The 12424-nt window shown below is 47.6% G+C and carries 9 protein-coding genes and 1 pseudogene; 5 read left to right on the top strand and 5 right to left on the bottom strand.

Features of this window, described 5'->3' with window-relative positions; translation table 11 throughout:
- Window positions 1-3 precede the first annotated feature (3 nt).
- Both DYE26_RS11050 and DYE26_RS11045 read right to left on the bottom strand, forming a co-directional pair.
- Window positions 4-639 (bottom strand): sensor histidine kinase, encoded by a 636-nt coding sequence (locus DYE26_RS11050; protein WP_164815202.1) that lies wholly within the window; start codon window positions 637-639, stop codon window positions 4-6.
- Window positions 602-1777, bottom strand: coding sequence for a HAMP domain-containing protein (locus DYE26_RS11045; protein WP_115311210.1), 1176 nt, complete (start codon window positions 1775-1777; stop codon window positions 602-604). The genes DYE26_RS11050 and DYE26_RS11045 overlap by 38 nt, the downstream gene beginning before the upstream one ends.
- A 201-nt stretch (window positions 1778-1978) precedes the next feature.
- Between DYE26_RS11045 and DYE26_RS11040 the strand changes: the two genes are divergently transcribed.
- The 4 genes and pseudogenes from DYE26_RS11040 (at window position 1979) to uidA (ending at window position 6943) form a co-directional block, all read left to right on the top strand.
- Complete coding sequence (locus tag DYE26_RS11040) at window positions 1979-2872, top strand: carbohydrate ABC transporter permease (RefSeq protein WP_036624078.1); 894 nt, start codon at window positions 1979-1981, stop codon at window positions 2870-2872.
- Between the two features lie 13 nt (window positions 2873-2885).
- The gene (locus DYE26_RS11035) at window positions 2886-3716 is read left to right on the top strand and encodes a carbohydrate ABC transporter permease (RefSeq protein ID WP_036624077.1); all 831 of its coding nucleotides are present in this window, start codon (window positions 2886-2888) and stop codon (window positions 3714-3716) included.
- A gap of 60 nt (window positions 3717-3776) precedes the next feature.
- A complete protein-coding gene (locus tag DYE26_RS11030; protein ID WP_036624076.1) occupies window positions 3777-5129 on the top strand; it encodes an ABC transporter substrate-binding protein in 1353 nt (450 codons plus the stop codon).
- A gap of 11 nt (window positions 5130-5140) precedes the next feature.
- Window positions 5141-6943 (top strand): annotated as a pseudogene (uidA, locus tag DYE26_RS11025) (beta-glucuronidase).
- A gap of 198 nt (window positions 6944-7141) precedes the next feature.
- Here uidA and DYE26_RS11020 read toward each other — a convergent pair.
- Window positions 7142-8224, bottom strand: coding sequence for a hypothetical protein (locus DYE26_RS11020; RefSeq protein ID WP_036624075.1), 1083 nt, complete (start codon window positions 8222-8224; stop codon window positions 7142-7144).
- Between the two features lie 820 nt (window positions 8225-9044).
- Here DYE26_RS11020 and DYE26_RS11015 point away from each other — a divergent pair.
- Window positions 9045-9422 (top strand): hypothetical protein, encoded by a 378-nt coding sequence (locus DYE26_RS11015; protein WP_127463407.1) that lies wholly within the window; start codon window positions 9045-9047, stop codon window positions 9420-9422.
- A gap of 74 nt (window positions 9423-9496) precedes the next feature.
- On the opposite strand, the gene DYE26_RS11010 is transcribed toward DYE26_RS11015, so the two are convergent.
- Window positions 9497-10408 carry a hypothetical protein gene (locus DYE26_RS11010; protein ID WP_036624073.1) on the bottom strand — a complete coding sequence of 304 codons (912 nt, stop codon included), beginning with the start codon at window positions 10406-10408 and terminating at the stop codon, window positions 9497-9499.
- A 90-nt stretch (window positions 10409-10498) separates the two neighbouring features.
- Window positions 10499-11935 carry a hypothetical protein gene (locus DYE26_RS11005; protein ID WP_036624072.1) on the bottom strand — a complete coding sequence of 479 codons (1437 nt, stop codon included), beginning with the start codon at window positions 11933-11935 and terminating at the stop codon, window positions 10499-10501.
- Window positions 11936-12424 lie beyond the last annotated feature (489 nt).

The raw sequence follows: 12424 nt of genomic DNA, 5'->3' as shown, positions 1-12424 counted from the left end.
TCCTTACGTTTTCTCGACCGGCAACAGCAGCTCCACGCTGGTGCCCCGGCCCCGTTCGCTTTGAATGTCCATATCGAACCGATCCCCGTACAGCAATTTCAAGCGGCTGTAAACGTTAAACAGTCCGATTCCGGCGGACGGGATTTCTTCTCCTAGGGCCATTTGCTCAATCAGCTCCCGCTTTTGGAAGTTCAGCCGCTTTTTTAATGCTTCAAGCGTTTCTGGAGTCATGCCCTGGCCGTTATCTTCAACCGTTATTTTTAAGGAGGAACCGGCGCTCTGCGCCTTGACCGAGATCATCCCGCCGCTCCGGGAAAATCCATGTTTGTAAGCGTTCTCGATAATCGGCTGCAAGATAAAACGCGGAACGGTAACGGCAAACGGGTCGGCATGAATTTCCCAACGGGTCTCGATTGGAAATCTTGTGGTAAATTTCATTAAGTCCGTATATTGCTTGGCCGTTTCGATTTCGGCGTAGAGAAGGGCGAATTCATCCTGCTTGGAAAGGCTTGCCCGCAGCAACGAGGACAGCGAACCGACGACGAGGGCGGTTTCTTCATCGCCTTTCATCAGCAATTTCAAGCGGATCGAGCTCAGGACGTTAAATAGAAAATGCGGATGAACTTGCGCCTGCAGCATCGCCATTTCCGCTTGACGCTTTAATTCCTGCTCCATCTTCACTTGCGTCAGGATTTGCTCGATGCGATTCGAGCATAAAGTCGAACGAACGGCCAAGCCGGCCGATTTCATCGGGGCCGCGAATGTTGGAACGCACGCTCAAATCCCCGGACTCCACTTTCTTCGCCGCTTCCCCGAGCGCCAGCACCGGCCTGGTGAAGCGCCGCAACAAATAGGTTAGGGCGAGCAAAAAGCCGATCGCGAACATGGCTTGCAGTATTAACATCGTTCGATACATTCCGTTTAATTTTCCCGTAAGCTGCTCGTAAGGAGCCACGCTCACGAGCTTCCATCCCGAAAAACGCAGCGGGAGCGAAAGAAACAATTGATTTTCTCCGCCTGCTTGAATGATCTCCGGCGAAGCGGGCACCTCCCGCGGCAGTACGCTCTCAAACCGGCTTCCGATCAAATCGGGATTCCGATTTGAGATGATCCGGTTGTTTTCGTCCAGCAGGAACACGTCCTCCTCCATACCGGCAAAAAGCTCACGGATGGTGTTTTCCGTACGGCTGACCATGAGATAGGCAAACGGCGGTTTATTTACGGTCTCGGTCAAGGCCCGTGCGGTCATATACACGTACTTCTGTTCAGGATACAGCGGAGGCAGGTAGTTTTCGAGTCCGCCTAAAAACAACGTCTCGTAAGCCGTCAGGTGCTCCGCCCTTGAAAACCAGTCCTCCCGGAAAAAAAGCTGCGGCTCAAAGTCATAGAACGAGTAATCGGAATAGGCCCGGCCGTCCCTCGTCAGTAAAGTCAGGCGCAGGTCCCGCTTCTCGCCGGCGATTTGCTCCAACCGGGTCGTCAGCTGCCGCGCGGCGACCGGACTTTCTTTCGCCTCTTCCAATAACGTTTTAATTTCCGGATCAAATTGCACGAAATTCGATATGGAAACCATTTCTTCCAATATCGATTCCACTTGAGACTGTACAATCATAAGCGATTGCCTCGCTTTTCCCAGCGTATGCTCGCGAATAATGATTTTGGAATAAACGCCGGTCGTGTAAAGCATGCCGAGCGCAGGCAGTACAAGGCAGGCGATTGAAGTAAGAATCAGTTTTTTCCGCAGGGACACATGCTTGAAGTTCAGCCTTATTCCCATTTGTTGTCCACCACCTCGGCCGCAATGAATCGATTGTGTTATAAGGAAATATTAAAGCATTTCTTGGGCCGATTCATTCAACATTTTTTTCTAAGCGGAAAAAAATATCGCAAATTTTTTTTCGATTAGAAAAAATCGTTCCATGTGCGCCGGACACGCCGCGCCTATAATGAGGGAGAAACAGAGAACGACAATGAGGTGATGAAGGTGACTCGAAAGCAAGCGTTTTATGAAACCGTTACCGGATATCTGTTTATTTTACCGATGCTCGCTCTGACAATGACGCTGGTCGTCATTCCGATTCTGCTGTCGGGGGTGATCAGTTTTTCGGACTGGAATTTCATTGCTGGCATCGGCGGACTGAAATTCGTCGGATGGGACAACTATATCAATCTGTTTCAGGACGAAGCGTTTCACCGCTCCTTGCGGAACAACGTGGTGTTGATCGCGGTCGTTCCGGTGTCCATGTTCATCGCAATGGTGCTCGCGGCGCTGATCAACAAAGGAACGTACTTTAAGAGTTTTTTCAAAGTCATTTATTTTATGCCGTTTATTTCCAGTATTGTGGCGATCGCTTTGCTTTGGAGAGTGCTGTTTCATCCAAACAGCGGCCCGATTAACGGTTTTTTGCGGTCGATCGGCATCGATCACCCGCCGATGTGGCTGGCGGATCCGAATTATGCGCTGCTGGCCGTCATGATCATCATGGTCTGGACTTCGCTAGGGTTTAACATGATCATTTATCTGGCCGGACTGCAAGGGATTCCCCAGGATCTCTACGAGGCGGCTGACGTGGACGGTGCTTCGCCGCTCCGCCAATTCTTCAGCATTACGCTGCCTATGCTGTCGCCGACGACCTTTTTCCTGTTGATTACGGGGGTGGTGGGATCTTTCAAGGTGTTTGACCTGATTATGGTGTTGACGAACGGCGGGCCGGCCGGCTCGACCTCTGTCATCGTGTTCTACCTGTATGAAGCGGCTTTCGTGAATCTGGAATCCGGATATGCTTCCGCCATGGGCATCGTTCTTTTAATTCTGATTTTGTTCATCACCCTGATCCAATGGGTCGGACAGAAGAAGTGGGTAAATTATTAGGAGGCCGTTAAACATGAAATCCATACGTCTAAACCGGGTCATCATCACGGCGCTTATGGGCATCGCGGGAATCTTCTTTATCCTGCCGTTCCTGTGGATGTTGTCGGCATCGTTCAAGCCGGAGCTTGAGGTGATGACTTATCCGATTCAGTGGATCCCGAGCACGTGGAAAATCGTTGAAAACTACAGCCAGGTCTGGCTTGGAAGCATCCCGTTCGCGCTTTATTACCTGAACAGCATCGAAGTGACCTTGCTGACGACCGCATTGTCTTTGATCATTTCCGCCATGGCAGCCTACGGATTCTCCAAGGTTAATTTCAAAGGACGGGACGTGGTGTTTATGCTGGTGCTGGCCACGTACATGATTCCGCATCAAGCCATTCTCGTACCGCAATTTATCATGTTTCGCTGGCTTGGGTTGTTCGACAATCACCTTGGCCTTGTGCTGTTGGGCGGCTCGGGGGTGCTGGGGACGTTTTTGCTGCGGCAGTTTTTCATGGGGGTTCATAACGAAATTATCGAATCGGCAAGGATCGACGGAGCGAATCACTGGCGAATCTTTTTCCGGATCGGGTTGCCGCTGGTCAAACCTGCGCTTGCGACTTATATGATTCTCCGTTTCATTTGGACTTGGAACGACTATCAGAACCCGCTTATCTTCCTGCGTACCGATTCGTTGTTTACACTGCAGCTTGGCATCCGTAAATTTGCCGATTTTAACGGCGAATTTTATTCGCTTATGATGGCGGGCGCCGTGTCCGCAATCTTGCCGTTGTTGATCATCTTCATCGCAGGCCAGAAGCAAGTCATTGAAGGGGTGGCCTCGGGAAGTGTCAAAGGATAAAGAGGAAATCAAAAAGTCATCTTTTGATCACGAATTTTAACAAACCAAGGGGGAAATCGCATGTTGAAAAGAAAATGGACTCGTTTTATCGCCGCGTCGGCAATCCTTGCGCTCGTCGTTTCGGGATGTGCTTCCGGTTCGGGAGAAAGTCAGAAGCAGGGGGCCGGTTCGAACGGCGGCGCGCCGGAGAACGGTACGGTAACCATCAAACTGCATACCTGGTACCCGAAGAAAACCGACAATTGGGATGTTGCCATCGCGGAATTTGAAAAAAAATATCCGAATATTAAAGTGGAGTTCGTTTCCGCGGAAGACAACAATTCCAACGAATATTACAAGAAGCTTGATCTGGCGGCCGCCTCCGGGGAGGATCTGGACGTGATGATGTTCGGCAACATGAACTACCTCAGCCAGCGCATGGAGCTCGGCATGCTGGAGCCGATCGACGGCTATTTGGAGAAGGAAGGCGTCGTGCTTGCGGACGAGTATACGGTAGATACCGGAATCGCGGGAAAAACGTACGGGTTGCCGGGCAAATCCGTCCTGCCGATGGTGTTCATCAATGAAAACCACCTCAAAGAGGCGGGGCTTGAGCTGCCGAAGGACTGGACGTGGGAGGAGTATATGCAGTATGCCAAGGCGATGACGAAAACCGATGGCGGCAAAACAAGATACGGAACTTATTTTCATAGTTGGGCCACGCAGGCGTACTTTATTCAAAATATGAATCAAGCTGTCGGCGCAAACCTAACCACAGAGGATGGAACAAAAGCGAACGTGGATACGCCGAACGTTCGCAAGTCGTTGGAGCTCCGGCTGCAAGGGGAGAAGGAGGGCATCGTGACGCCGTATGCCGAAGTCGTCAGCCAGAAATTGAACTATCGTCCGCAATATTTTAATCAAGAAACCAGTATGATTACGATGGGCTCGTTCCTGGTTCCGGAAGCCGGGGGGACGGAACAAGTGCCGGCCACGTTCAAAACGGTATTCGCTCCCCTTCCAAAAGTGAACAAGGAAGATTCGATTTCGGGCAATGTCAGCGGCGATGTGTTGGGGATCTACAGCAAATCGAAACACAAGGAGGAAGCGTACACGTTCATCCGCTGGTACACGACGGAGGGAATTACGCTGCAAGGGAAATACTTCCCTTCCTGGAAGAAAGCAAATATGAACGAAGTCATCGATCGTATTATTGCCGGCACAAAAACCCCGGAAATGATCGACAAGGATTCCTTGCTCTACGTTCTTGAAAATACGAAGCAATCGACGGCGGCGGTCGCGGTGCCGTTCCATGCGGAACTGGAAAAAGTGTTTGTGGAAGAATTCGACGCGATGATGCTGTCGGCCCAGGACCTGGATACGACCGTTAAAAACGCCCAGGAACGCATTCAGAAAATCATTGATTCCAAATAGGAGGGATTTCCTTGCTTTACCCTATTGTAACCGCTTCCCGGTCGGTCATTGATTTAAGCGGAATATGGAATTTCAAACTCGATCCCGGCCGCGGATTCGCCGAGAAATGGCATGAACAGCCGCTCTCCGCTACGATCCCGATGGCGGTTCCTTCTTCGTACAACGACGCGGGCGTTAGCGCCGAGATTCGCCATCATGTCGGCTGGGTTTGGTACGAGCGGGAATTCGCCGTGCCGAGCGCGCTTTCCTCAGAGCGGATCGTTCTCCGCTTCGGTTCGGCCACGCATGAAGCGAAGGTGTACGTCAACGGCCGGCTGGCGGCCACGCATGTCGGCGGGTTTACGCCGTTCGAGGCGGAAATCAACGGACTTTTGGCCGCGGGGAAAAACCGGCTTACCGTTGCGGTCCATAACGTGCTGGATGAATCGACGCTGCCCGTCGGCAACTATACGGAGCAAGAGGTGGAAGGTCTCGGCAAAATCGTCCGCAATCGTCCGAATTTCGATTTCTTTAATTACGCGGGACTTCACCGGCCGGTCAAAATCTATACGACGCCTTGGGTCTACGTTCGGGATGTTGAAATCGTATCCGACCTGCGGCCGGACGGTTCCGCCGCGGTGCATTATAAGGCGGACATCGGCGGCGGGACGGCCGCAGCAAAGGTCAGTATCCTGGATGAGGACGGAGCCGTTGTCGCGGCGGGGGAAGGGGCGCAAGGCAGCCTGCTTGTCGCGGAAGCAAAGCTCTGGGAGCCGCTGCGCGCTTACTTGTACACGCTGAAAATCGAGCTGCGGCAAAACGGCGAGACGATCGACGAATACGAGCAGCCCTTCGGAATCCGCACCGTGGAGGTGAAAAAAGGCAAGTTCCTCATCAACGGAAAACCGTTTTATTTTAAAGGATTCGGCAAGCATGAGGATTCCCCGATTCACGGCAGAGGATTCAACGAGGCGGCCAATGTGATGGATTTTCGTTTGATGAAATGGATCGGCGCCAATTCGTTCCGTACGTCCCATTATCCGTATTCGGAAGAGCTTATGCGCTTGGCCGACCGGGAAGGATTCGTCGTCATCGACGAGGTGGCGGCCGTCGGCTTGCATTTGAACTTTATGGCGGTTCAATCGGGCGGCCCGAAACGGGACACATGGCGGGAAATCAAAACCCACGAGGCGCACCGGCAGGCGATCCGCGAATTGATCGCTAGGGATAAAAACCACGCATGCGTCGTGATGTGGTCGATCGCCAACGAACCGGCGACGGCGGAGGACGGGGCGTAAGAGTATTTCGAACCGCTGTTCCGGCTGGCGAAGGAATGCGACCCCCAGCGCCGCCCGGTCACCGTGGTGACCTTGCAGGAAGGGAGCCCCGAGCACTGCAAAGTATCGGATTTGGCGGATGTTCTGTGCTTAAACCGCTATTACGGCTGGTATGTGGAGGGCGGGGAGTGGGAGCTGGCTAAAGCTAAGCTCCGCCAGGAATTCGCTGGTTGGCAAAAACGCTGCCCGGATAAACCGATCATCATGACGGAGTACGGCGCGGATACGATCGCCGGGTTCCACGATATCGACCCCGTCATGTTCACCGAAGAATTCCAGGTTGAGTTTTTGCGGGCAAATCATGAGGTTTTCGACGAGTGCGGCAATTTCGCCGGGGAACACGTCTGGAATTTCGCCGACTTCCATACCAGCCAAAATATTATTCGGGTTCAGGGCAACAAGAAAGGGGTCTTTACCCGCGACCGCAAACCGAAATCCGCCGCACACGAGTTGAGGAAGAGATGGCATTCGATTCCGGATTTTGATTATAAACCTTAATTTTTTTGGGGCGTTTATTAGTATTTTTATATAAGAAAAAAATAAGTAAAGGCGATCGAGACGGTTACCCTGTTCGATCGCCTTGTTTAACGCTATAATCATCTTCGAGCGCTTTGCTTGGGGGGGATGCATTTGTTGTTAAGCCGATTTGCCGTTTTTTACTTGGTAAGTCGATCATAAAAGAACTGATTAAAGAAGTTAGCTTAAAAACCATTTCAGTTCATAACGATTTGAATTCCCAAGAATAATATGTTCTTCTTGTTTAACGTTCACATAAATTTGCTCTAACACTTTATGAATTAGGCTTATTTCAGTAATAGAAAGGGATTTTACGCCTTGAATCATTTCATTGATTTTTTTAGTGTCTTTTCTCATAGTTTGCTTTATCATTTGATTTCGATAAATTAGAGCGGTTCTCTCAAGTTCTTGGTAAGTTTTAGCGATGTCCGGGTTCCTTATGATTCCTAGCGTCTCCATATATCTAATTCTGTCTATCATACATTTCTTATGTTCCCATAAAACATGAAAAAGTCTAAGGTCTATGCTAACCTTATTCTCGATTAATAGAAACAAGTACTCGACTACCTTATCGTAAACCGCTACACCTAAAGTTAAATTTTTGGCCCAACTTAAACTTTGATCGTCCCGTATTCGGGTATCTCTCGATGCCAAAAAGTCCTCTAATGAGTCTTTGACTTTAAGCAGATCAAATTGAAATTTTACATTTTGTTTAGGTTTGAGTAAAAGTACCTTCTCGTAATTATCGATGTTATAAATCGGCGGACTCGAATAAGCCTGATCGAATTCTTCAAAAGTGCACGTTGTAAACTTATACTTGCCCCCGAAATTGTCTGCAATCTTTATTGTTTGCATATTTGTGTCATAGCCATAAATCAGTAATTCATGTGCATGATCAGCTTGTTTATACCATTTAAGGTTGGAAGCCGAGAGGAATTTATGATTCACCTTCATATGAATATAGTATCCTGAATTAATACAATTCACGATAAACGAAATGGCATTGAAATTTCCCAGTACTTCTTTATTGATGATTTGCACATCCAGAAAAGGACAATAGTAAGGTACCCACGTGATCCATTGTTGAAAGAAATCAAGCTTAAGATGTGAGCCCTCTGGGTGAGAAGATAATTGTATAAAGTTGCTTAACATCCAGGGCATAAATTCCTCACCTGTAGCAGACATAATCGCCAAAGGGTTGGCATAATAAGGGTAACAATTGATTCCCGGGTACTCTACCGGGAGTTTCCGTTCTAAACTCATTTTTCCATCCTCCCATTATTTACAGCACAGAACTTGTGAATATAATTACAAAGCGGTGAGCAATTGTCAAATTTGAACACAGTATCCTTTATTGTTACTGCATTTGCTTTTTATTGATCTCATTTGTATATGCAAATTTTAAGAAACAATCTTAATAAAAAATCCCGAAAAAGCTTACCACCATCATTTTACTGGCAGTACATAGAAGTGGAATTGTGCAAAAAGTCAAAAGAAATAAACAATTGAACATAAAAATGTGCAGTATTTTAAGCATTAAGATGATTTTATGACTTATAATTTTATGCAAATGTAAATAATAATTATTGACTTATGGTTTGATTTGGAGTAAGTTTTTGTTTGTAAAGTATTGGAAGTTGGAATTTGAAGTTATTTTTGACAATGTTAAATGTGCAAATGTAATTTTTTGATTATGTAGCTCAAGTAAGGGCTTATTATTGTGACTTAGAGTTAATGCAGAAATTAGAGTATATTTCCCGAAAGAGGAAGGGCTGTTTTTCAGGTTTAAATATTGGAGGCAAAATGCTTAAATCAAAAAAATATACGACATTGGATTTCATAATTGTACCATTAAAAATATTACCGGTGCCAACTATTTATACTATTCTAATAACGATTCTAAATTCGTTTATACCTGCTTAGCTAATGTTATCAATACAGCGACGATCTTTCTAATAGTAAGACTGATTATTCGTCTATTTATTTCATTGGCCGGACTAAATAATATACATAGGGGAGTAACTTGTGCAAGATGGTCAGCACAGTCAACTTATAAATACGGATGGTGAATATAAAAATATATATGAATCCCAGAGAAAATGGTATGTTGTTGTCATTGAAGGAGGCGATTCCGCTTGTAATTCGATTGCTGGAACCAGACGGTGAAATGCTTTGCTTGGTAAGACCTTTGTTTGAGGTTGCGGATCCGCAAATCCGTAGAACTGGGATAATAGACAATCCCGGAATATATCGACAAATTCTCAAAGAGCTTGTCGGTTTTACAGAAAGCATCGGGCTTCGCGTTTTGGGTATCACGAACAGCCCGGTTACTGGGAATAAAGGAACGAAGGAATTTTTTCTATGGCTCGGTCAGGGCGGACCCTTTGCAGGTAGAGATATCCACAAAGACATCGATGTTGCTGTTAGCGAGGCTGCCAAACTAAAAGCATATAGTAAATAAGAATATGATTTCGCCTGCGATCGAGTATAAAACCGGCCCGCAAATGCTGTATAAGCCATTTGCGGGCCGGTTTCTCATATCTGCTTTCCGAGGATAAGCGCGAAGTACTCTATATTTCTTGTTAAAAAGTCTTTGTTCTCAAAGGCTGTATTCTGGAACTTGCTGTTCATATCTTCTAAGAACGTTGCCATATCTGAGGTGTCGGCGCCTGCAAACCGATTGTCGATTTTCGTGTTGTTCAAAACCGAATTCAAATGGTTGTTTTCAGCGCGGTAGCTGTTCGACCATTGCGGATTCTTCGCCAGCTTCTGATTAAATTCCCGCAGAATTTCCGCAAAGCCCGCGCCGCTGCCGCCATTCACCGCATCTTTGAGAATCTCGGCTATTTTATTGGCGGATTCCGGATCATATTTTTTCATCAAGGAGTCGATATTGACATAATCATCAGGCGCTCCTTCAGGCTTGCGGGGGATATCGATATAGCTTGCCTGGCCGGTCTTTGGATCGACCGTTCTCGTTTTGGCATATGCGGCGATCTTATCCATAGTGGCAAGGAAATCGGCCGCTTCGCCCTTTGTCATGTAATTGTCCGCGATAAATTTCGCCTGAGACAGACCGCTCTCAAGCAGCGCCGCCCGTTTGCTTTCATCCGCGACGGAGCCGTCCGGAACAAAGTTGGAGCTAATTAAGTAGTTTACGGCTTCTTCCACTTCCGGCGCTTTTCCTTTAAGCAATTGCTCTAAGGAAGTATCAATTTCAGCAGTAAAAAACGGCCTTATCGAATGGTGCTTAATCGCGCCTACAGGCAATTCGCGACTGCTAACCCCTTCAGCCAGCCGCTTGGCCGCCTCGCTGATTTCCACGCTGTCGTGCCCCGGCAGGGCGAAGCCCGTTTCCAGTTTCAATTCGTTGTTCGCTTGGTTGTTATCCCGATTTTGAGTGTAGAGTCTAGGAAGCGATGAGATCGCATTACTTTCGATTTTCATGTTATACCTCCTTGTACAACCCCATAAAAAAATATGCCGATATACATAAATATATCGGCATATTTTCCCATACTTTTAACTTAATCTCATTTATCCTCCGTAGATGCTGTACGCAAAATGATAAACTTCTTGCTGAGCATTAACGTCGATATTGTCGGCTACCGCCGCGATTACTCCGCATATATCGTAATAATGGGTGAAGCTGATCGGACCGGGCAAATAATTGCTGATGCTTCCCGTCGAGGGCGGTAAACTCAGGGTTACGGAAAACTCTCCGGCGCTGTTGGTATTCGCGTACCCGACTCTCGTGCGGTTACCGCTGGATTCGGACCAATACGGATTTTCCCAAAGGACGATGACGCTTGTGTTCGCAACCGGAACATTATCCGCAGTGGAAACCTTGCCGTTCACCGTAAATGTTCGTCCGGTGATTCTATATTTTTTTCCGTAATAATAAGATGGATAATCGTTAGGTCCGCCGTCCGAGTTGAATCCGGTAATCTGAATTTTTTCGGCTCGCAATACGGGCGTCAGGGCCAAAGTATAATTGGTAGTTTCAGAGTATGTCCCTGTGGTATAAACGCGGAGATAATATGAGCCGGTGCCTAGCTGTACGTTATTGTTGGCCGGCGTGATTAACTGCAGCCGGTTGTCGCTCAGCACCGCATAGACCTCCGCTTTATAACCTTTCGCGGCAGAAGCGCTGTCTAAAGTGATATTCATGGCATCATAATTCCGGCTGCTTGGCACGGTCAGTACATACCAGTCGTTATCAACGATGGAGTTAAGCGAACGGCTGGAGAGATAGGACCCGCCCGTATTTACCGTGATCCCATAAGCATGAAAAGCATTTTCGTCCGTTTCGAAGCTGTCGTACACCCTACTTATAGCAACGGTCAGATAAAACGGATCATTGATGCTGCCGCCCTTTTTGGCGTGAACTTCAAGCAAATAAGCTTTTTCCGACGCAGAAGCGTTGTTTACTCCGACATTTTCCGAAATGGTGGATCTTCCGTAACTATAATTGTTAAAATAGGTGCCGTAGATGGAGTAGTCGATTAGAGCAACCGGGGTATTTGTAGACGCATCGAGTTCATATAAATACAGATCATAGTCCAGCTGCTCCGAGCGGGGAAGGTCGAGCTGGGCCTGCAATATTTCGCCGGCTTGTACATAAATGGGGTATAAGTACGCGGACTCCCCTTCCCTGGCCAATACCCCCGTGTAAGTGGCATAAGTGGCCGTTGTGGCGGAAACGGTGCTTGTTTTAGCAAGTGTACGGGCGGCATGTGAGGCTATGCGTTGAGAACTTTCAATACTATCCAAATCACTGACAATTTTATGCTGATTGGCTTCGCTAACGTCAACCCCTGGTTCGGCCTTAACAAGATGGTTAATAACATCAGGTTGATTCGCGGTTTCGGTTCCGGTTCCGGGTTCGGGTTCGGCGGCAAATACAGTGAGATTAAACGCAAGCAACAACACGAGGCTTAAAATCATGACCATAGACATCCTAGCAGCCTTCATGATTATAACTCCTTTCGTAATAAGGAAATGTGGAGGAGTTCAAGTTCTAAAGCAGGTGACGGCTTTCTACTTTAGGCCTCCTAACCTGTCCGTTTGTGCTTCATCCGTTGAACTGCCTGCCCGTAGCCGATGAAGTTCACGGTTGTTTAATCTACTGTTTTCACAGGTACTACTATCTATTAAAGCGCTTTTATTAATAGAAAATCAAGGAAATTTATAGAAAAATTTAGGATTTTGTTAGAATCAGGTTTCACCGCCCCGGCAATACATCGAGAATTGTGTTCACGACCAGTTCCGGCTGCGCTCATCGACGGATTGGTCGTGCATAGAATCATGCAGCCCATGCAGCCGGACCGGCTGCCGGCGGAAAGGCTGGAAAAAATCCTGGAATCTTATTTGGCGGGTTTATGTGCTTAACCACTTTTGAACTGCTGCTGCGGGTGTGAATTTTTTGTTGACTCTTCTGGAGATGCATGATATTATAAATTT

This window comes from Paenibacillus macerans (assembly GCF_900454495.1).
GTDB lineage: Bacteria > Bacillota > Bacilli > Paenibacillales > Paenibacillaceae > Fontibacillus > Fontibacillus macerans.
The sequence above is the reverse complement of the archived record's forward strand: the minus strand, read 5'-3'. Positions and strand labels throughout refer to the sequence as shown.